Raw genomic sequence first — 20,646 nt, 5'->3', positions numbered from 1 at the left:
CCGAACGGGAGGCGCCCTTCGTCATGTGCGCGCGGGTCAGCGGGAGCCCTGCTTCGCGAGCAGGTCGCGGATCTCCGCGAGGAGCTCCTCCTGCGTGGGAGCGGGGACGTCCTCGGTGACGCCGAGCTTGGCCTTGCGGCGCTCGGCGAGCTTGTTCATCGGCAGCACGAGCGCGAAGTACACGACGGCGGCCACCGCGAGGAAGTTGATGATCGCCGAGATGATGCCGCCGATGCCGAGGTTCGCCGTGGCGAAGAGGCCCGGGATCGGGATGACCCAGCTGGCGAGGTCGCCCGAGGGCACGAAGGCGCCGATGAGCGGGTTGACGAGGTTGTCGACGACGGCCGTGACGATCGCGGCGAACGCGGCGCCGATGATGACCGCGACCGCGAGGTCGATGACGTTGCCGCGGGAGATGAACTCCTTGAAGCCCTGGATCATGGTGGTGGTTCCCCCATCTGCCGACGACGCCGGCGAGAAGTCGAACCGCGGGGCGTCAGGCGCCGGCCGCGGCGGGAGCGGAGGCTCCCGACCCCGATGATGGCGCAGACGAGGACGCGGATCCAGCACCCGCGCCGGAGGAGGACGCAGCATTCCGAGAGTCCGTGCGGTAGAAGCCCGCGCCGTTGAACGTCACGCCGATCGAGCCGTACTGCTTGCGCAGCTCGCCCCCGCACTCGGGGCACTCGGTGAGCGACGGGTCGCTGAAGGCCTGGACGGCGTCGAACCGGTGGCCACAGGACTTGCAGGCGTAGGCGTATGTGGGCATGGGTCCTCGTTCGGATGATGGAGCGGAGTCGTCAGCCGCGGAACGCGACGGTGCGCGTCGGGGTCACGACGCCGTCGACGGACTGATCATGGAGATCGCGCGGAACGCGATCGACCAACTCGGAATCATAGATCACCGCGTATACAGGCGGCCTGTGCGCCATCGAGCCGAGCGTCTTGTCGTAGAAGCCCCGGCCCCAGCCCATCCGGAGCCCCTCGCCGTCCACGGCCGACGCGGGCACGACGAGGAGATCGACGTCGTTGACCGCGATCGGCCCGAGCACCTCGCCGACGGCCTCGGGAACGCCGTACGCGCTCTCGATCTCGTCGCCGTCCGCGCTCGCGGCCGTCCAGTCCAGGAGGCCGTCTGCACGCGTGATCGGCAGCAGCACGCGGAGGCCGCGCTCGAGGGCGGAGCGGATGAACGGGCGCGTGTCCGGCTCGGTCGGGCCCGACAGGTAGCAGGACAGGGAGCGCGCGCCCAGACGCGCGACGAGCGCGTCGAGCTCGCGGTGGATGCCCTCTCCCGCCGCCTCGCGCTGCGCGGGCGAGAGCAGCTGGCGGCGCTCGCGGATCTCCGCGCGCAGGGCGCGCTTGGCCTGATCGAGCTCTCCGGGCATGTCCCGATCCTAGGAGACGCGCCCCGTGTCGCAGGGCGATCACAGGCGGATAACGGGGCATCGCCTAGGCTGTCAGCATGGATTCACCGAAGATCAAGGCGGTCATCCCCGCCGCCGGGCTGGGCACGCGCTTCCTTCCGGCGACGAAGGCCACGCCCAAGGAGATGCTGCCGGTCGTCGACAAGCCGGCGATCCAGTACGTCGTCGAAGAGGCTGTCGCCGCCGGCATCCGCGATGTGCTGATGATCATCGGGCGCAACAAGAACGCGCTCGCGAACCACTTCGACTCGGTGCCCGAGCTCGAGCGCAACCTCGAGAAGAAGGGCGACACCGGCCGTCTCGAGCGCGTCCAGGCATCCAGCGACCTCGCCGACATCCACTTCGTCCGCCAGGGCGACCCCAAGGGCCTCGGTCACGCGGTGCTGCGCGCCCAGGCTCACGTGGGCGACTCGCCGTTCGCCGTCCTCCTGGGCGACGACCTCATCGACGAGCGCGACGAGCTGCTCACGACGATGATCGACGAGCAGGCCAAGCGCGGCGCGCAGGTCATCGCCCTCATGGAGGTCGACCCCGACCAGATCCACATGTACGGCTGCGCCGACGTCGAGCCGACCGACACCGAGGGCGTCGTCCGCGTGAAGGGCCTCGTCGAGAAGCCCGCCAAGGAGGACGCGCCGTCGAACCTCGCGATCATCGGCCGCTACGTGCTGACCCCCGCGATCTTCGATGTGCTCGAGCGCACGGAGCCCGGCAAGGGCGGCGAGATCCAGCTGACCGACGCGCTGCAGGAGGTCGCGGCCGACGAAGCGGGCCCCGGGGTCTACGGCGTCATCTTCCGCGGGCGCCGCTACGACACGGGCGACCGCCTCGACTACATCAAGGCCATCGTCCAGCTCGCCGCGGACCGCGCCGACCTCGGCCCGGACCTGCGACCCTGGTTCAAGGAGTTCGCGACCACTCTCTGAGCCCGGTCGCTCGAGACATCTGCCGAGGAGTCGGATGGATACCCAGGCGTGGCGTGAACACGGCGCGGTGTCCATCCGACTCGTGCGTCCGCGGGACGCGCGCACCCTCCAGCAGGAGCTGCTCGCGAACCGATCGTGGCTGCGCCCGTGGGAGGCGACGAACCCCGACGGCGCCATCTCCTTCGACATGCGCGCCGGCATCCGGCGCCTGCTGCAGCAGTACCGCGACGGCGTGGGCGTGCCCCTCGTCATGGAGTACGAGGGCGCCGTCTGCGGTCAGCTCAACGTGTGGGGGATCGCCCGCGGCTCCCTCTCGTCCGCGACGATCGGCTACTGGGTGAGTGAGCGCTTCGCGGGCCGCGGCATCACCCCGACAGCCGTCGCGCTCGCGACCGACCTCTGCTTCACCGATCTCCGTCTGCACCGCATGGAGATCTGCATCCGGCCCGAGAACGTGCCGAGCCTGCGCGTGGTCCAGAAGCTCGGATTCCGGTACGAGGGGCTGCGCCGTCGGTACATCCACATCGACGGCGACTGGCGCGACCACTACGCCTTCGCCCTCGTCCGCGAAGAGGTGCCGGAAGGCGTCCTCGCCCGCTGGGTCAGCGGTCGCGCGCCCACCGACGCCGCGGCCATCCCGCCGAGCGACACACTCGCCTCCTGACCGCTCCGCGCGCGACACGCGGGCGCGAGCGCGGGCCGCGCACCGTCGTCGCCTACCTTTGTCTTCATGGGCGGGCAGATGCTGGGCGGCGGCGTGATCATCGCGGTCGCCGTGCTGCTCTGGATCGTCTACCTCCTCCCGACCTGGCAGGCGCGCATGCGCTACAACGCCGCCGAGCGCAACGCGGTCCGGCTCAACCAGGCTCTGCGCGTGCTCGCGGAGACGAGCGAGACGCCCGACGAGATCCGCGTCGAGCTGAGCGCGCGCGAGGCACGCGCGCAGGAGAAGCTCGTGCGTCAGCTGCGCGCCGAGGACGAGCGGCTGCGCGCCGAGCGCGACCGCCTCGAGCTCGAGCGCAAGCGGATGGAGGTTCAGGCGCGCCTCGAGCGCGAGCGCGACGAGGCCGCGGCCGGTCGCGAACGCCGGCGCCGTGAGCTGGAGCTCGAGGCGGAGCGCCGCCGACGGGAGCTCGACGCCGCGCGCCGCGCTCCCGAGGTGCTCCGCGCGCGCCAGGCGCGCGCCCGTCGCGCCGTGCGGATGGCCGCCACCGTCGTCCTGCTCGCTGGCCTCGCGGCAATCCCCGTCGGCGTCGCGGCCCTCGCGCAGGGCGGAGCCGGGTGGTGGCTGGCGGGCGGTGCCGTCGCGACGCTCGTGGCGCTGCAGACGCTGAATCGGATGGCCGCGGTCGCGCGTCGCGCGAAGCGCCCGGCGGCCCCGGCGGCTGCGCCGATCGCCGAGGCGGCCCCGGTGGTCCGCCGGGCCGCGCCCGCGCTCATGGACCCCGAGGACCGCGGCTGGACGCCGCGCTCGCTCCCGGCGCCGCTGACGAGCGTCTCCGGCTCGCGCGCCGCGCTCGCGCTCGACGGCGCGCGCGCACACGAGGCGCTCCGCGCGGCCGCGCGCGAGGAGGCTCTGCGCACGCAGATCGCGGCCCAGGCTCCCGCGCCGGTGCCGATCACTGCGGCCCGTCAGCAGCAGCCGGCGTCGCCGTATGCGCGCATGGGGTTCGTCGACGACGCCGAGATCGAGGCGCACGTGCGCGAGCTGCTCGCCCGCCGCGCGGCCGGATGACCGCAGATGTCCGATCCGGTGCGGCGACGCCCCGATCGTGAGACGCTCTCGGCGGGTCGGAGCCCGTCCGTCCCGCTCGAAGGAGAACGATGACCCGCCCCGCTCGACTCGTGTTCGTCGGAGACTCGATCACCGATGCCGGTCGCGATCGCTCGCACGCCGCCTCGCTCGGACACGGTTACGTGCACCTCATCGCCGAGACGCTCGGCGATGAGGTGCACGTCGTGAACGTCGGGGTCGGGGGAGACCGCGCCGTCGACCTCGAGCGCCGCTGGAACGAGGACGTGGAGGCAGCCGAGCCGGACGTGCTCACCGTCTACATCGGCGTCAACGACACCTGGCGGCGCTTCGATCGCGACGACCCCACCAGCGCCGAGGACTTCGAGGCGACCGTGCGCCGGCTGCTCGCGAGTGACGCCGCGCGCCGCGCACGGCTCATCCTCGTGGAGCCGTTCGTCCTGCCCGTGCGCGACGATCAGGAGGGGTGGCTCGACGACCTCGCGGCGAAGCGAGAGGTCATCGCGCGTCTCGCGGAGGAGCACGGCGCGTCCTTCGTGCCGCTGCACCGTCTGCTCACCGAGGCCGCCCGCACCGTGGGTGCTGCCGCGCTCGCGCCTGACGGCGTCCACCCCTCTGCCGAGGGCGCGCGGCGGATCGCGGACGCATGGCTCGACGCCTGGCGACGCGCCTGACGCGCCTCGGTTTCTGCAAGCGGCTCGGGGTCTGGTAATGTATCTCGAGTTGCAAGGGCCCATGGCGCAGTTGGTAGCGCGTCTCGTTCGCAATGAGAAGGTCGGGGGTTCGAATCCCCCTGGGTCCACACTGAGTTGAGACAGTCGACAAGCCCCCGTCCATCGGACGGGGGCTTCGTCGTATCCGGCGTCCGGCACGTCGGCGCCGAGCAGGAGTCGTCGGGGCGCGGCCGTGCTGGCCCTGCCTCCGGCTCGCGACACGCCCGGGTGGTGGGTGGGTTTGCTGGGGGTGGGGGTTCGGCGTAATGTATTCCCTTGTCGCCGCCAAGCGGTGAGGTTGAGCCGGAAGGTTCCCCGCCCCAGGTCTGCGACGTACAACACAATCCCTGGTTCTGGTGAGGCTGTGGTCTTGCTGGTGCTGGGGGTGGATGGTTGCCCCGGAGGGCCGCGGCGGGAGTCGTGGGGCTGGGTGCGTCTGATCCTTGAGAACTCAACAGCGTGCACTTGTCAAATGCCAAATTATCCTCGTCCAGCTTCGGCTGGTTGAGAATTCCTTTGGATCAAATTTTATGGTTGTCAGTTTTTGGCATCCTTTTTGGTCATGATTGAACTCGCAGGTGCCTGTCCGTTTTCCCGGGTGGGTGTCTGCTTTCGTTTTTTACGGAGAGTTTGATCCTGGCTCAGGATGAACGCTGGCGGCGTGCTTAACACATGCAAGTCGAACGATGAAGCCCAGCTTGCTGGGTGGATTAGTGGCGAACGGGTGAGTAACACGTGAGCAACCTGCCCCTGACTCTGGGATAACAGCCGGAAACGGTTGCTAATACCGGATATGCATCATGGCCGCATGGTCTGTGGTGGGAAAGATTTTTCGGTTGGGGATGGGCTCGCGGCCTATCAGCTTGTTGGTGAGGTAGTGGCTCACCAAGGCGTCGACGGGTAGCCGGCCTGAGAGGGTGACCGGCCACACTGGGACTGAGACACGGCCCAGACTCCTACGGGAGGCAGCAGTGGGGAATATTGCACAATGGGCGGAAGCCTGATGCAGCAACGCCGCGTGAGGGATGACGGCCTTCGGGTTGTAAACCTCTTTTAGCAGGGAAGAAGCGAAAGTGACGGTACCTGCAGAAAAAGCGCCGGCTAACTACGTGCCAGCAGCCGCGGTAATACGTAGGGCGCAAGCGTTATCCGGAATTATTGGGCGTAAAGAGCTCGTAGGCGGTTTGTCGCGTCTGCTGTGAAAACCCGAGGCTCAACCTCGGGCCTGCAGTGGGTACGGGCAGACTAGAGTGCGGTAGGGGAGATTGGAATTCCTGGTGTAGCGGTGGAATGCGCAGATATCAGGAGGAACACCGATGGCGAAGGCAGATCTCTGGGCCGTTACTGACGCTGAGGAGCGAAAGGGTGGGGAGCAAACAGGCTTAGATACCCTGGTAGTCCACCCCGTAAACGTTGGGAACTAGTTGTGGGGGCCTTTCCACGGTCTCCGTGACGCAGCTAACGCATTAAGTTCCCCGCCTGGGGAGTACGGCCGCAAGGCTAAAACTCAAAGGAATTGACGGGGACCCGCACAAGCGGCGGAGCATGCGGATTAATTCGATGCAACGCGAAGAACCTTACCAAGGCTTGACATACACCGGAAACGTCTGGAAACAGTCGCCCCTTTTTGGTCGGTGTACAGGTGGTGCATGGTTGTCGTCAGCTCGTGTCGTGAGATGTTGGGTTAAGTCCCGCAACGAGCGCAACCCTCGTTCTATGTTGCCAGCACGTTATGGTGGGAACTCATGGGATACTGCCGGGGTCAACTCGGAGGAAGGTGGGGATGACGTCAAATCATCATGCCCCTTATGTCTTGGGCTTCACGCATGCTACAATGGCCGGTACAAAGGGCTGCAATACCGTGAGGTGGAGCGAATCCCAAAAAGCCGGTCCCAGTTCGGATTGAGGTCTGCAACTCGACCTCATGAAGTCGGAGTCGCTAGTAATCGCAGATCAGCAACGCTGCGGTGAATACGTTCCCGGGTCTTGTACACACCGCCCGTCAAGTCATGAAAGTCGGTAACACCTGAAGCCGGTGGCCTAACCCCTTGTGGGAGGGAGCTGTCGAAGGTGGGATCGGTAATTAGGACTAAGTCGTAACAAGGTAGCCGTACCGGAAGGTGCGGCTGGATCACCTCCTTTCTAAGGAGCATCTCGAACCCTTCGGGGTTCGCAGAGGCCCGTTTCGAGGCGAATGTTCTCGACGGGTTGCTCATGGGTGGAACATTTGACAAGGCGTCAGCGCAGCTGAGTCCTTCTAGTACGTCTGGCCTTCGGGTCGGGTGGGAACGGGGGTTCGGTGAGCGGGGCGCCTGCACGCTGTTGGGTCCTGAGGGACCAGGCGCTTTCGGGTGTCTGTTTCCTTGTGGGCCTCGTCTGAGCCGGCTGTCTGGTCGGGGAGGGGGGGTGCCGCCCGTACTTTGAGAACTACACAGTGGACGCGAGCATCTTAAAGAAGCGAACACAGGATCCTTTCGGGGGTTCTGTGGCTCATGTGATTTCAAGTCTTTAAGAGCAAACGGTGGATGCCTTGGCATCTGGAGCCGAAGAAGGACGTAGCAATCTGCGATAAGCCTTGGGGAGCCGATAAGCGGGCTGTGATCCGAGGATTTCCGAATGGGGAAACCCCGCCAGGCGGCGTGCTGACCTGGTGACTCCCGTCTGAATATATAGGGCGGGTAGAGGGAACGTGGGGAAGTGAAACATCTCAGTACCCACAGGAAGAGAAAACAACAGTGATTCCGTGAGTAGTGGCGAGCGAAAGCGGATGAGGCTAAACCGGATCGTGTGTGATAGCCGGCAGGTGTTGCACGTTCGGGGTTGTGGGACCATTCTGAGACCGCTGCCGCAGGTCTCGGTGGTACAGGTGCGTATAGACGAACGGTTTTGAATGGCCGGCCAGAGCGGGTGGTAGCCCCGTAGTCGACATGCGTTTCCTGCCGCGAGTGGTATCCCAAGTAGCACGGGGCCCGTGAAATCCCGTGTGAATCTGCCAGGACCACCTGGTAAGCCTAAATACTCCCAGATGACCGATAGCGGACAAGTACCGTGAGGGAAAGGTGAAAAGTACCCCGGGAGGGGAGTGAAATAGTACCTGAAACCGTTTGCTTACAAACCGTCGGAGCCTCCTTGTTGGGGTGACGGCGTGCCTTTTGAAGAATGAGCCTGCGAGTTAGTGATACGTGGCGAGGTTAACCCGTGTGGGGCAGCCGTAGCGAAAGCGAGTCTGAATAGGGCGAGTTTAGTCGCGTGTCCTAGACCCGAAGCGAAGTGATCTATCCATGGCCAGGCTGAAGCGACGGTAAGACGTCGTGGAGGGCCGAACCCACTTAGGTTGAAAACTGAGGGGATGAGCTGTGGATAGGGGTGAAAGGCCAATCAAACTTCGTGATAGCTGGTTCTCTCCGAAATGCATTTAGGTGCAGCGTTGCGTGTTTCTTGCCGGAGGTAGAGCTACTGGATGGCCGATGGGCCCTACAAGGTTACTGACGTCAGCCAAACTCCGAATGCCGGTAAGTGAGAGCGCAGCAGTGAGACGGTGGGGGATAAGCTTCATCGTCGAGAGGGAAACAACCCAGACCACCATCTAAGGTCCCTAAGCGCGTGCTAAGTGGGAAAGGATGTGGAGTTGCTCAGACAACCAGGAGGTTGGCTTAGAAGCAGCCACCCTTGAAAGAGTGCGTAATAGCTCACTGGTCAAGTGATTCCGCGCCGACAATGTAACGGGGCTCAAGCACGCCACCGAAGTTGTGGCATTGACATTTTTGGTAGGCCTTCGTGGTCCAGCCGTGTTGATGGGTAGGAGAGCGTCGTGTGGGCGGTGAAGCGGCGGAGTGATCCAGCCGTGGAGGCCACACGAGTGAGAATGCAGGCATGAGTAGCGAAAGACGTGTGAGAAACACGTCCTCCGGAAGACCAAGGGTTCCAGGGTCAAGCTAATCTTCCCTGGGTAAGTCGGGACCTAAGGCGAGGCCGACAGGCGTAGTCGATGGACAACGGGTTGATATTCCCGTACCGGCGAAGAACCGCCCCAATCAATCCAGTGGTGCTAAGCGCCCAAAGCCAGACATCGCCGCCTTCGGGTGGCACCGTCTGGTGGAGCGCGCGACCCCATGCTGGTGCGGTTAGCGTATTAACAGGTGTGACGCAGGAAGGTAGCCCAAGCCAGGCGATGGTTGTCCTGGTCCAAGCATGTAGGCCGAGCCATAGGCAAATCCGTGGCTCATGTGGCTGAGATGTGATGGGGATGAAAAGTGGGTGATCCTATGCTGCCGAGAAAAGCATCGACGCGAGGTTCTAGCCGCCCGTACCCCAAACCGACTCAGGTGGTCAGGTAGAGAATACCGAGGAGATCGAGATAATCGTGGTTAAGGAACTCGGCAAAATGCCCCCGTAACTTCGGGAGAAGGGGGGCCCAGCGCGTATTAGAACTTGCTTCGAAAGCGTGTGTGGGCCGCAGAGACCAGTGGGTAGCGACTGTTTATTAAAAACACAGGTCCGTGCGAAGTCGCAAGACGATGTATACGGACTGACGCCTGCCCGGTGCCGGAAGGTTAAGAGGACCGGTCAGCCGCAAGGCGAAGCTGAGAATTTAAGCCCCGGTAAACGGCGGTGGTAACTATAACCATCCTAAGGTAGCGAAATTCCTTGTCGGGTAAGTTCCGACCTGCACGAATGGCGTAACGACTTCCCAACTGTCTCAACCACGAACTCGGCGAAATTGCATTACGAGTAAAGATGCTCGTTACGCGCAGCAGGACGGAAAGACCCCGTGACCTTTACTACAGCTTGGTATTGGTGTTCGGTGTGGCTTGTGTAGGATAGGTGGGAGACTGTGAAGCAGTGACGCCAGTCATTGTGGAGTCGTTGTTGAAATACCACTCTGGTCACTCTGGATATCTAACTTCGGACCGTGATCCGGTTCAGGGACAGTGCCTGGTGGGTAGTTTAACTGGGGCGGTTGCCTCCCAAAGAGTAACGGAGGCGCCCAAAGGTTCCCTCAACCTGGTTGGCAATCAGGTGGCGAGTGTAAGTGCACAAGGGAGCTTGACTGTGAGACTGACAGGTCGAGCAGGGACGAAAGTCGGGACTAGTGATCCGGCAGTGGCTTGTGGAAGCGCTGTCGCTCAACGGATAAAAGGTACCTCGGGGATAACAGGCTGATCTTGCCCAAGAGTCCATATCGACGGCATGGTTTGGCACCTCGATGTCGGCTCGTCGCATCCTGGGGCTGGAGTAGGTCCCAAGGGTTGGGCTGTTCGCCCATTAAAGCGGTACGCGAGCTGGGTTTAGAACGTCGTGAGACAGTTCGGTCCCTATCCGCTGCGCGCGTAGGAAGTTTGAGAGGATCTGACCCTAGTACGAGAGGACCGGGTTGGACGAACCTCTGGTGTGCCAGTTGTCCTGCCAAGGGCACCGCTGGTTGGCTACGTTCGGGATGGATAACCGCTGAAAGCATCTAAGCGGGAAGCCGGCCTCAAGATGAGACTTCCATCACCTTCGGGTGGAGAGGCTCCCAGCAGACTACTGGGTTGATAGGCCAGACGTGGAAGCCCAGCAATGGGTGCAGCTGACTGGTACTAATAAGCCGATGACTTGATAACACACCGTCTTCTGCGGTGCTCGCGTCCACTTTGTGGTTCCCGATGTACGGGCACCAGAAACTTTCATAGAGAAAGCTTGATGTCGAACACATCACCAGATGTTTCGGCGGTCATAGCGAGAGGGAAACGCCCGGCCACATTCCGAACCCGGAAGCTAAGCCTCTCAGCGCCGATGGTACTGCAAGGGGGACCTTGTGGGAGAGTAGGACACCGCCGGACTTAACCTGAACGAAAGGCCACCCAACGCCGGGTGGCCTTTCGTGCATCACACGGGCATCACCCGAACACCGCGTGGGCCACGGAGAAGATCACGAGGCCCGCGAGCGCCCCCACGACGGTTCCGTTGAGGCGGATGTACTGCAGGTCGCGGCCCACGAGCAGTTCGATCTTCTCGGTCGTCTCCTCGGCGTCCCACTTCTCGACCGTGTCGGTGATGATCGACGCGATGTCGTGGCGGTAGCGCTCGACGAGGAATCCCGCCGCGTCCACCACCCATCCGTCGACGCGACGCTGGATGGCCCGATCGGAGCCCAGGCGCCCGCCGATCTCGATGAGCGCCTCGCGCATCCGCGTGCGCAGCGCGCTGCGCTCGTCGCCGAGCGAGACGATGAGGCCGTTCTTCGCGGTCTCCCATGCGCTTCCGGCGAGCTCTCGGACGCGCGGGCTGTCGAACACGGCGACCTTCGCGCCCTCGAGCTTCGCGCGGGTCTCCGCGTCGTGCTGCAGGCTGTCAGCGAGACGCGCGAGATAGCGGTCGATCGCCTTCCTGGCGGGATGGGCGCCATCCGCTCGCACGGCATCGACGAAGGCCACGGTCTCGTTGTAGAGCGCGCCGTCGACGACGCGGTGAGCGAGCGAGGGCACCCAGGACGGAAGCCGCCGCGACACGAGGCCCGCGAAGGCATCGCGGTTGTCGGCGAGCCAGCTCGAGAGGCTGTCCGCCGCGAGATCCACGGCGGCGTGGTGCGCTCCCGTCTCCACGATGCGCTCGAGCCACACGCCGGCGGGCGTGCCCCACTCCGGCTCGATGAGGTGCTCACGGGCGAGCGCCGCCACGAGGTCCTGCACGTCGTCGTCGCTCAGCGCCCGCAGCACGCCCTGCGCCATCGCCGCTCCCTCGGAGGACACCCGCTCGGCGTGCGCAGGCTGCGCGAGCCACGCGCCGAGGCGCTCCGAGATGCGCGCCGACTGCAGCTTGCCGCGGACGACGGGTGAGGAGAGGAAATTCGTCTCGACGAACTCCCCGAGCGAGCGCCCGATCTCGTCCTTTCGCGACGGGATGATCGCCGTGTGGGGGATGGGAAGGCCGAGCGGACGCCGGAACAGCGCTGTGACAGCGAACCAGTCGGCGAGTGCGCCGACCATCCCGCCCTCTGCCGCCGCGCGCAGGTAGGCGAGCGCCGGGACCGATTCCTGCAGCGCGAAGCCCAGCACGAAGAGGGCGGCCATGAGGAGGAGAGCGCCGAGGGCGACGGCCTTCATCCGACGCAGCGAGGCGAGGCGCTCGCGGTCAGCGGGGGACAGCAGCTCAGTCGGTGTGCGCGGCATGGCTCGATCCTCGCACGCGGGTCCGGCGGCCGGACGAGCGGAGCCCGCACCCTGCTGCGCGCGGTACGCTGGCGCGGTGATCGACGACATCCAGAAGCGTGCGCTGCACCGCACGCGCATCCTCGAGGGGCAGCTGCGCGGTCTCGGTCGCATGATCGAGGACGAGGACTACTGCATGGACATCATCACGCAGTCCCGGGCCATCCAGCGGTCGCTCGAATCGCTCAACAGGCTTCTCCTCGAGAACCACCTGCGCACGCATGTCACGCACATGTTCGAGAGCGGAGGCGACCACCGCGAGCAGGCCGTCGCCGAGCTCCTGCGCGCCTTCGACTTCGACGGGAAGTGACCCGCTCTACGGGAGGGTCTGGACCGGCTCGGTGTCGGGGATCGGAGACGCGTCCCGGCCGCGCAGATCCGGGAAGCCGCGCACGCACACGATCGCGACGACGAGCCCGAGCACGATGAAGCCGAGGGCGGTCATCATGGCGCCGCGCGGCCCGACGCCGTCGATCATGAAGCCGGCGATCGCCGAGCCGAGCGCGGCGCCGATGAGCTGGCCGGTGTTGATCCATCCGTAGGCCTCGGCCGTCTCGCTGAACTTCACGCTCGCCGAGGTGATGGCGAACGACATCGCGAGCACGGGAGCGATGCCGAGCCCCGCGATGACGAGCGATCCGCCCAGCCACCACGCGTCCAGGGAGACGAGCGTGAGCCCCATGCCGACCGCGATGATCGCGTAGCGACGGGCCATGGACCACGGCGACATCGGGAGGTTGCCGAAGGCCAGGCCGCCCACGAAGCTCCCGACGGCGAAGACCGCGAGGATGAAGCCCGACTCGACCGCGCCCTCCCCGAACGACGCGACGACGCCCGCCTCCGCCGCGGCGCACGCGCCGATGAGGAGGAAGCCGAGCACGGTGGTCAGCACGACGGTCGGCCCACGCAGCACGCGTCCGAACGAGCGCCGGCTGCGGGGGATGCGCACGCGTCCGAGCTCGGGGGAGAGGATGAACCACGTGCCTCCCGCGATCGTGAAGCCGACGATCATGACCAGGCCCACGACGGTCGAGATCTGCGTCGACACGAAGGTGATGAGCACGGGGCCTGCGATCCAGATGATCTCCTGCAGCGACGCGTCGAGCGAGTACAGCGCGGTCAGCTGCGACGCGTTGACCATCTTCGGGTAGATGGTGCGGACAGCCGACTGCACGGGAGGCGAAGCGAGACCGGCGATGAGGCCGAAGAGGATGGTCACGGGCAGCGGCGCGGGGACGAGCGCGAGCGCCGCGATGGCGGCGGACGTGACGAGCGTCGTGAGGGCGAGGACGCGCCGCATGCCCCAGCGGCCCATCCAGCGGCTCGTCACGGGTCCGGCGACGGCCTGGCCGATCGACACGGCGGCGAGCACGGTGCCGGCCGCGCCGTAGGAGTGGTGGGTGTGCTCGACGTGGAGGAGAACGGCGAGTGCGACCATCCCTCCCGGGAAGCGCGCGGCCAGCTGAGCCGCGATGATGCGGCCGACGCCGGGCGTGCGCAGCAGATCACGATAGCCAGACACGCCTCTCACGCTATCCCGTCGGGATGGGGGCGAGGCGCGCCGCGGACGACACGCCGAGACACGCCGAAGGAGCTTCTCCACAGGACGTCGGATGTCGGTGGCCGGGCGTAGCTTCGCGCCTGTGGAGAACCTCCGCCGAGAGGCGCGAGAACCGCGTGATCCGGGCATTTTCGAGGGTGCTCGGGCGTTGTATCCCTGTGGAGGCGTCGGTGGATGGAGCTGTGGTGAACGGTGGAAAATCACACGGATGTAACTACTAGCCCTTGTGGTGCCCCCGAACGTCGGCACCCATATGTAGTATTGAGAGCCCGGCAGGGGTATGCCGGCCGAACACGGATCTGAGGGGAAAGAAATGGCGATCACGGTCTACACCAAGCCTTCGTGCGTGCAGTGCAACGCGACCTACCGCGCACTCGACGCGAAGGGCATCGAGTACCAGGTCACCGACCTCTCGCAGGACGCTGACGCGCTCGAGCAGGTCAAGGCCCTCGGCTACATGCAGGCGCCGGTCGTCGTGACCGACGAGGACCACTGGTCGGGCTTCCGTCCCGACAAGATCGACGAGCTCGCCGCCCGTCTGGTCTGAACCAGGAGCGCGGGAGTGATGTCCCCATGACCGCGACGCTCTCGGCCACGACGGCGCCCCTGCTCGTGTACTTCTCGAGCGTGTCGGGCAACACGGCGCGATTCATCGAGAAGCTCGAGCGGCACTCGGAGGGCATCCGATCCGTCCGCATCCCGCTGCACTCGTGGGAGGCGCCCCTCCTCGTCGACGAGCCCTTCGTGCTCGTGACCCCCACCTACGGCGGGGGCCAAGGACGCGGCGAGGAGAAGGGCGCCGTCCCCAAGCAGGTCATCCGTTTCCTCAACGACGAGCGGAACAGACGACACATCCGCGGTGTGATCGCCGCGGGCAACACCAACTTCGGCGATGCGTTCTGCCTCGCCGGCGACATCATCAGCCGCAAGTGCCACGTGCCGCACTTGTACCGGCTCGAACTGTTCGGCACGCCCGAGGACGTCGACCGCGTGAGCGACGGATTGGAACGATGGTGGAAGCGACAGCACTGACAGAAGCGGACTTCAAGCACAACGTGAAGTTCGACGGCATGGACTACCACGCCCTCAACGCCATGCTCAACCTGTACGACGCGGACGGGAAGATCCAGTTCGACGCCGACAAGCGGGCGGCGCGGGAGTACTTCCTGCAGCACGTGAACCAGAACACGGTGTTCTTCCACTCGCTCAAGGAGCGCCTGGACTACCTCGTGGAGAAGGAGTACTACGAGGGCTCGGTCATCGAGAAGTACCCGTTCGAGTTCATCGAGAAGCTCAACGCCTTCGCGTACGGCAAGAAGTTCCGCTTCGAGACGTTCCTCGGCGCCTTCAAGTACTACACGAGCTACACGCTCAAGACGTTCGACGGCAAGCGCTACCTCGAGCGCTTCGAGGACCGCGTCGTCATGACCGCCCTCGCCCTCGCGGACGGCGACCAGGACCTCGCGTGGAAGCTCGTGGACGAGATCATCTCGGGTCGCTTCCAGCCTGCGACGCCGACGTTCCTCAACGCCGGCAAGGCGCAGCGCGGCGAGCTCGTCAGCTGCTTCCTCCTGCGCATCGAGGACAACATGGAGTCGATCGCGCGCGGCATCAACTCGGCCCTGCAGCTCTCGAAGCGCGGTGGCGGCGTCGCGCTCCTCCTCTCGAACATCCGCGAGGCCGGTGCGCCGATCAAGCAGATCGAGAACCAGTCGAGCGGCATCATCCCGGTCATGAAGCTGCTCGAGGACTCGTTCAGCTACGCCAACCAGCTCGGCGCGCGTCAGGGCGCCGGCGCGGTGTACCTGTCGGCTCACCACCCCGACATCATGAAGTTCCTCGACACCAAGCGCGAGAACGCGGACGAGAAGATCCGCATCAAGACGCTGTCGCTGGGTGTCGTCGTGCCCGACATCACGTTCGAGCTCGCGCGCAACGACGAGGACATGTACCTGTTCTCGCCCTACGACGTCGAGCGCGTCTACGGCGTGCCGTTCGGCGACATCGCGGTGACCGAGAAGTACCGCGAGATGGTCGACGACCCGCGCATCAAGAAGACGAAGATCAACGCGCGCAAGTTCTTCCAGACGCTCGCCGAGATCCAGTTCGAGTCGGGCTACCCGTACATCATGTTCGAGGACACGGTGAACCGGGCGAACCCGATCAAGGGCCGGATCAACATGTCGAACCTCTGCAGCGAGATCCTGCAGGTGAACACGCCGACGACGCTCAACGAGGACCTCTCGTACGACCAGATCGGCAAGGACATCTCCTGCAACCTCGGGTCGCTCAACATCGCGCTCGCGATGGACTCGCCCGACTTCGGCCAGACGGTCGAGACCTCGATCCGCGCGCTCACCGCGGTCAGCGACCAGAGCCACATCCGCTCGGTCCGATCGATCGAGGACGGCAACGACCGCTCGCACGCGATCGGCCTCGGGCAGATGAACCTGCACGGCTACCTCGCTCGCGAGCGCGTGTTCTACGGCTCGGAAGAGGGCATCGACTTCACGAACATCTACTTCTACACGGTGCTGTTCCACGCTCTCCGGGCGTCGAACAAGCTCGCCATCGAGCGCGGCCAGGCGTTCGACGGCTTCGAGGAGTCGAAGTACGCCACGGGCGAGTTCTTCGACAAGTACATCGAGCAGGAGTGGGTGCCGCAGACGGAGAAGGTGAAGGAGCTCTTCGCGAACCACCACATCCCGACGCAGCAGGACTGGGTCGAGCTCAAGGAGTCCATCCAGAAGCACGGCATCTACAACCAGAACCTGCAGGCGGTGCCGCCGACCGGCTCGATCTCGTACATCAACAACTCGACGTCGTCGATCCATCCGATCGCGTCGAAGATCGAGATCCGCAAGGAAGGCAAGCTCGGCCGCGTCTACTACCCGGCGCCGTTCATGACGAACGACAACCTGGAGTACTACCAGGACGCGTACGAGATCGGCTACGAGAAGGTCATCGACACGTACGCCGCCGCGACGCAGCACGTCGACCAGGGCCTGTCGCTCACGCTGTTCTTCAAGGACACGGCGACCACGCGCGACATCAACAAGGCGCAGATCTACGCATGGCGCAAGGGCATCAAGACGATCTACTACATCCGACTCCGTCAGATGGCCCTCGAGGGCACGGAGCTCGACATGTGCGTCAGCTGCACGCTCTGACGGCGAAGAAAGAGGAACGAAGAGGATGACCGAGAAGCTGCAGCTTCTGGACCACGTCCAGGCGATCAACTGGAATCGCATCGAGGACGAGAAGGACGTGGAGGTGTGGAACCGCCTCACGGGCAACTTCTGGCTGCCGGAGAAGGTGCCGCTCTCCAACGACATCCAGTCGTGGAACACGCTCACCGAGCACGAGCAGCTGCTGACCATGCGCGTGTTCACGGGTCTGACGCTGCTCGACACGGTGCAGGCGACGGTCGGCGCCGTCTCGCTCATCCCCGACGCAGTGACGCCGCACGAGGAGGCCGTCTACACGAACATCGCGTTCATGGAGTCGGTGCACGCGAAGAGCTACTCGTCGATCTTCTCGACGCTGTGCTCGACGCAGGAGATCGACGAGGCCTTCCGGTGGTCGGTGGAGAACCAGAACCTCCAGAAGAAGGCCCAGATCATCATGGAGTACTACCGGGGCGATGAGCCGCTCAAGCGCAAGGTCGCCTCGACCCTGCTCGAGAGCTTCCTCTTCTACTCGGGCTTCTACCTCCCGATGCACTGGTCCAGCCGCGCGAAGCTCACCAACACGGCCGACCTCATCCGCCTCATCATCCGCGACGAGGCCGTGCACGGCTACTACATCGGCTACAAGTTCCAGAAGGGGCTCGAGAAGGTCGATGAGGCCAAGCAGGCGGAGATCAAGGACTACACGTTCTCGCTGCTCTACGAGCTCTACGACAACGAGGTGCAGTACACGCAGGACCTCTACGACTCCGTGGGCCTCACGGAGGACGTCAAGAAGTTCCTGCACTACAACGCGAACAAGGCGCTCATGAACCTCGGCTACGAGGCGATGTTCCCGTCGACCGTGACCGACGTGAACCCCGCGATCCTCTCGGCCCTGTCGCCGAACGCCGACGAGAACCACGACTTCTTCTCGGGGTCGGGCTCGTCGTACGTGATCGGCAAGGCCGTCGCGACCGAGGACGACGACTGGGACTTCTGAGAAGCCAAGGTCGGAGAAGGACAGAGGAGGTGATGACGATGACCGCGACACAGAGTGATGTGATGTTCCCGGCGCAGATGGGGGCAGCTCTTGCCCACATCCTGCCAACGTTCGAGCACCATCGTCATCACCGACGATGGTCGCTGAGCTTCGCCTGCGACCTCACGAGCAAGGGCTCCCGCGCTCTCACGGGAGCCCTTGCTCGTTCCCGGAGGACTCCGTTCGCGCGACGCGCGCACGGAATGAAGAGCTCGCCCACAAGGGTGAGCGTGGATGACGTTCGGAGGTGGCTCATCATGAGCTGACCTACTGGACGTCCAACTAGAGCGACAGATCGTCGCTCGGATTGGAATGGACAGATGCCTGTTGTGCATATGCCCAAGGGTCCCGACGGGACTTGGAAGACTGGCCAGCGCGTCCCGTTCACGGGGCTGTGGGCTGATCAGTACGGTGACGTCGTCCGCTTTGAAGCGGGCAGTACGTTCCCCCCGTGCATCGACCGCAAGGACGAGTGCGCTTTTCGGTACCTGGTTGATCCGGCTGTTGCAGCAGCCTGACCCAACCGGCTGCTTAGCAGCCATCTCATGAGAGGCGTGGAGGCACCAGCTTCGGCTGGTGTCCTCCACGTTTTCGTTTGCCCTGAAGGGATGAGCACTCGAGCTTGCGGTCGATGCTTGGTGGAACACCCAGCATCGTCCATATCTTCCCGGCGCCGCAAGTTCGGCGCCGGAGTGTTGAAACTTCGGCGCCGAGCCCCGCAGTTCTCGGCGCCGAACCAATTTACTCGTCGAGCTCGTGTCTGGTCGGGTGCTTTCTCCAGCGTCTTGAGGCGCTGCTGGTGAATGGGGTCGGCTCGGAGGCGGGCCCTCCACCAGGCGGGGAGTACGTGCTCTTGGACGACGCGGCGCCCGTCGGAGTCGTTGGGTCATTGGCATGCCGTTGAGACGCCAACGGCGGATGGCGCGGCGCGAGCGGCGCACTCGTGCCGCGGCTTCGCGGTACGTCAGCCGCTCGCCCACGGTCAGGCCTTCCGCCAGGTGTACGTCTACCCGCAGGTCTGGCAGGCACCGGCGGGTCCGATGCCACCGGGGATGTGCGCCCAATCGACGAGCACCGCCACGTCGCCGCACACGGGGCGGGGGCGTGCGCGCCGGGCCGGGTGATGGTGTGCCGACCGCGGGCCTTCCGCGCGAGCTCGAACAGGTGCTCCTCGGAGTCCCGCAAGGCGTCGAGCGCCGCGACGGCGAGCATGTTGGTGACGAGCCACCCGACGACCTCAGATGCCGCCCACGACACATCCCGGCCGGTCGCGGCGGCGCGGATGCCGGCGACGTTCCCGCGCTGGAACCACGTCGCGCGGAGCACGTGCGGGCGGTCGGTCCCGAGGGTGTCGGCGACCTCGAGCGTGTACTCGATGAGCGCCGCCCACAGCTCGTCGGCCTGGTCGACGGAGTCGAGGCGGAACGGCAGTGGGTTCATGTCCGCCTTCGACCCGGACACCACCACCTTGTCCGTCTGCGACGACGCGAGCGTCACCCGGCCGTCGTGGATCACGTCGATCAGGCCGGGCACCTGGTCGACGCCACGTGTACCGCTCCGTCCACGCCACCCATTCTGGGTCCGTTCGCCGTCGTCATCGGGGCTCCTCGAGAATGCGGGCGGTGGTTGCGGCGTCGAGTTCGCGTAGCCCGAGAGTCCCGCGGAACGGGATCGGCTCGTCGAGTGCGCGCGGGTTCGCGAGTAGCAGGTGCCAGGCGTCGAGCTCGGCCCACGGCGATGGCAGGCCGCCACACTTCGGTTCTGGGTGCGGCGCGTGTGCGTCGACGAGGTCGACGATGCCGATGATGTGCCTGAACTGATCCCGGCGGCCGGTCAGCGTGTCGTCCGGCGTTGTCCACCAGGCATCCCGCGTGAGGCGGATGATCTCTGGGTGCGAGCGAGCCGACGTGTCCTCACGCAGCGCTCTTTCGGGAGCCGCCCTCTTGGCGTCTGCCCGGCGTTTCGCCGCTTCAGCATGTCGATATGCTGGTGCCCTCCCTCCCTCCCTCCCTTCCTCTCTCAGGAATCTGATGCGACGCGCCCTCTCTCTGGCCTTCGGGCTTCTTCTCACTCTGTCCCTCGTTCCCGGGGCGCCGGTTGCCTCGCACGCGGCGCCGGCGCCTGAGGCCGCCAGCGCGGACCCCTCGGCCAGCCAGCCGGTCTACCGCTTCTGGAGTGCCACGTTCGACAACGCGCACTTCTACACCGCAAACGCCGCGGAAGCACTGAAGCTCCACACCTCCGATCCGAACTGGAAGTACGAGGGGCAGGACTTCCGCGTGTGGCCCGTCTCGAACGGCGTCTGCCCCGCGGGCACCATCGCGGTGCACAGGTTCTGGTCTTCCGCGTTCGAGTCGCACTTCTACACGACGAGCGCAGACGAGGCAGCCAAGGTGCGCTCCACGGACAAGAACTGGTCCTACGAGGGAACGGCCTTCTGCTCGGCCCCGTCTGCGGGCGCGGGTACGGTTCCGGTGTTCCGATTCTGGAGCCCGAACTTCCGCAAGCACTTCTACACCGCGAACGCGGATGAGGCGCAGCGGCTCCGCTCGTCGGATCGGAACTGGAACTACGAGGGCATCGCCATGTACGCGCCGGCCTCGGGTCCCTCTGTCCCGGACCTCCGAGCTCCGCGGTCGCCCGTCCCTGGCACGTGGAACTGCCCCGCCGGATTCCCGGTGAAGGGGAACCGCTCGAGCTCGGGCGAGTGGATCTATCACGTGCCCGGTGGACAGTTCTACGAGGCGACGAACCCCGAGGAGTGCTTCGCAACCCCGGAGGACGCTCGAGCGGCGGGTTACCGCGCCTCGAAGCGCTGACCCCGTGCATGCCAAGAGGGCGGCTCCTTCGGGAGCCGCCCTCTTCGC

The 20,646-nt window shown here is 65.2% G+C and carries 17 protein-coding genes, 1 tRNA gene and 3 rRNA genes; 14 read left to right on the top strand and 7 right to left on the bottom strand.

Annotated features, from left to right (window positions below; translation table 11 throughout):
- Positions 1 to 36 precede the first annotated feature (36 nt).
- From mscL to M1D46_RS15055, 3 genes are read right to left on the bottom strand one after another with little or no spacing between them, the layout of a single operon-like run.
- The gene (gene mscL, locus M1D46_RS15065; RefSeq protein WP_421075461.1) at positions 37 to 441 is read right to left on the bottom strand and encodes a large conductance mechanosensitive channel protein MscL; all 405 of its coding nucleotides are present in this window, start codon (positions 439 to 441) and stop codon (positions 37 to 39) included.
- Between the two features lie 55 nt (positions 442 to 496).
- Entirely contained in the window at positions 497 to 769 is a 273-nt protein-coding gene (locus M1D46_RS15060; protein ID WP_456285963.1) for an FmdB family zinc ribbon protein, read from the bottom strand.
- A 31-nt stretch (positions 770 to 800) separates the two neighbouring features.
- Positions 801 to 1,388: a 5-formyltetrahydrofolate cyclo-ligase gene (locus M1D46_RS15055; protein ID WP_271173542.1), complete on the bottom strand. Its 588-nt coding sequence runs from the start codon at positions 1,386 to 1,388 to the stop codon at positions 801 to 803.
- Between the two features lie 77 nt (positions 1,389 to 1,465).
- Here M1D46_RS15055 and galU point away from each other — a divergent pair, with 77 nt between their 5' ends.
- From galU to rrf, 8 genes are all read left to right on the top strand, one after another.
- A complete protein-coding gene (gene galU / locus M1D46_RS15050) occupies positions 1,466 to 2,353 on the top strand; it encodes a UTP--glucose-1-phosphate uridylyltransferase GalU (protein ID WP_271173541.1) in 888 nt (295 codons plus the stop codon).
- A 34-nt stretch (positions 2,354 to 2,387) separates the two neighbouring features.
- Positions 2,388 to 3,017 carry a GNAT family N-acetyltransferase gene (locus M1D46_RS15045; RefSeq protein WP_456285962.1) on the top strand — a complete coding sequence of 210 codons (630 nt, stop codon included), beginning with the start codon at positions 2,388 to 2,390 and terminating at the stop codon, positions 3,015 to 3,017.
- Positions 3,018 to 3,083: 66 nt separating this feature from the next.
- The gene (locus M1D46_RS15040) at positions 3,084 to 4,088 is read left to right on the top strand and encodes a large exoprotein (protein WP_456285961.1); all 1,005 of its coding nucleotides are present in this window, start codon (positions 3,084 to 3,086) and stop codon (positions 4,086 to 4,088) included.
- Positions 4,089 to 4,177: 89 nt separating this feature from the next.
- Positions 4,178 to 4,780, top strand: a complete 603-nt coding sequence (locus tag M1D46_RS15035) for an SGNH/GDSL hydrolase family protein (protein WP_455969999.1) — start codon at positions 4,178 to 4,180, stop codon at positions 4,778 to 4,780.
- 55 nt (positions 4,781 to 4,835) lie between these two features.
- Positions 4,836 to 4,908: transfer RNA gene (locus tag M1D46_RS15030), tRNA-Ala, on the top strand.
- A gap of 529 nt (positions 4,909 to 5,437) precedes the next feature.
- Positions 5,438 to 6,961, top strand: a 16S ribosomal RNA gene (locus M1D46_RS15025).
- 356 nt (positions 6,962 to 7,317) lie between these two features.
- Positions 7,318 to 10,422, top strand: a 23S ribosomal RNA gene (locus M1D46_RS15020).
- A 102-nt stretch (positions 10,423 to 10,524) separates the two neighbouring features.
- Positions 10,525 to 10,641, top strand: a 5S ribosomal RNA gene (gene rrf / locus M1D46_RS15015).
- The 16S, 23S and 5S rRNA genes sit together here, the layout of an rRNA operon.
- A 57-nt stretch (positions 10,642 to 10,698) precedes the next feature.
- On the opposite strand, the gene M1D46_RS15010 is transcribed toward rrf, so the two are convergent.
- Entirely contained in the window at positions 10,699 to 11,970 is a 1,272-nt protein-coding gene (locus M1D46_RS15010; protein WP_421076385.1) for a DUF445 domain-containing protein, read from the bottom strand.
- Positions 11,971 to 12,046: 76 nt separating this feature from the next.
- Between M1D46_RS15010 and M1D46_RS15005 the strand changes: the two genes are divergently transcribed.
- Positions 12,047 to 12,319 carry a metal-sensitive transcriptional regulator gene (locus tag M1D46_RS15005; protein ID WP_271174754.1) on the top strand — a complete coding sequence of 91 codons (273 nt, stop codon included), beginning with the start codon at positions 12,047 to 12,049 and terminating at the stop codon, positions 12,317 to 12,319.
- 6 nt (positions 12,320 to 12,325) lie between these two features.
- On the opposite strand, the gene M1D46_RS15000 is transcribed toward M1D46_RS15005, so the two are convergent.
- Complete coding sequence (locus M1D46_RS15000; RefSeq protein WP_456285960.1) at positions 12,326 to 13,531, bottom strand: MFS transporter; 1,206 nt, start codon at positions 13,529 to 13,531, stop codon at positions 12,326 to 12,328.
- A gap of 352 nt (positions 13,532 to 13,883) precedes the next feature.
- On the opposite strand from M1D46_RS15000, the gene nrdH reads away from it, so the two are divergent.
- The 4 genes from nrdH to nrdF are packed head-to-tail and all read left to right on the top strand — an operon-like array spanning position 13,884 to position 17,740.
- Positions 13,884 to 14,117, top strand: a complete 234-nt coding sequence (nrdH, locus tag M1D46_RS14995) for a glutaredoxin-like protein NrdH (RefSeq protein WP_271174756.1) — start codon at positions 13,884 to 13,886, stop codon at positions 14,115 to 14,117.
- A gap of 26 nt (positions 14,118 to 14,143) precedes the next feature.
- The gene (nrdI, locus tag M1D46_RS14990) at positions 14,144 to 14,602 is read left to right on the top strand and encodes a class Ib ribonucleoside-diphosphate reductase assembly flavoprotein NrdI (protein WP_271174757.1); all 459 of its coding nucleotides are present in this window, start codon (positions 14,144 to 14,146) and stop codon (positions 14,600 to 14,602) included.
- Positions 14,581 to 16,740 (top strand): class 1b ribonucleoside-diphosphate reductase subunit alpha, encoded by a 2,160-nt coding sequence (gene nrdE, locus M1D46_RS14985; RefSeq protein WP_271174758.1) that lies wholly within the window; start codon positions 14,581 to 14,583, stop codon positions 16,738 to 16,740. Before nrdI ends, nrdE begins: the two co-directional genes overlap by 22 nt.
- Positions 16,741 to 16,765: 25 nt before the next feature.
- Positions 16,766 to 17,740, top strand: coding sequence for a class 1b ribonucleoside-diphosphate reductase subunit beta (nrdF, locus tag M1D46_RS14980; protein WP_456285959.1), 975 nt, complete (start codon positions 16,766 to 16,768; stop codon positions 17,738 to 17,740).
- Positions 17,741 to 18,520: 780 nt separating this feature from the next.
- Here the strand turns inward: nrdF and M1D46_RS14975 are convergent.
- On the bottom strand, positions 18,521 to 19,312 hold the full coding sequence (locus M1D46_RS14975) for a hypothetical protein (protein ID WP_456285958.1): 792 nt from the start codon (positions 19,310 to 19,312) through the stop codon (positions 18,521 to 18,523).
- 61 nt (positions 19,313 to 19,373) lie between these two features.
- Positions 19,374 to 19,850, bottom strand: a complete 477-nt coding sequence (locus M1D46_RS14970) for a hypothetical protein (protein ID WP_456285957.1) — start codon at positions 19,848 to 19,850, stop codon at positions 19,374 to 19,376.
- Here M1D46_RS14970 and M1D46_RS14965 point away from each other — a divergent pair.
- Positions 19,810 to 20,598, top strand: a complete 789-nt coding sequence (locus M1D46_RS14965; protein WP_456285956.1) for a sunset domain-containing protein — start codon at positions 19,810 to 19,812, stop codon at positions 20,596 to 20,598. The genes M1D46_RS14970 and M1D46_RS14965 overlap by 41 nt on opposite strands.
- Positions 20,599 to 20,646 lie beyond the last annotated feature (48 nt).

This window comes from Microbacterium sp. JZ70, assembly GCF_053903225.1.
Note: the sequence above shows the minus strand (reverse complement) of the source record. Positions and strands in the feature narration are given on the sequence as shown.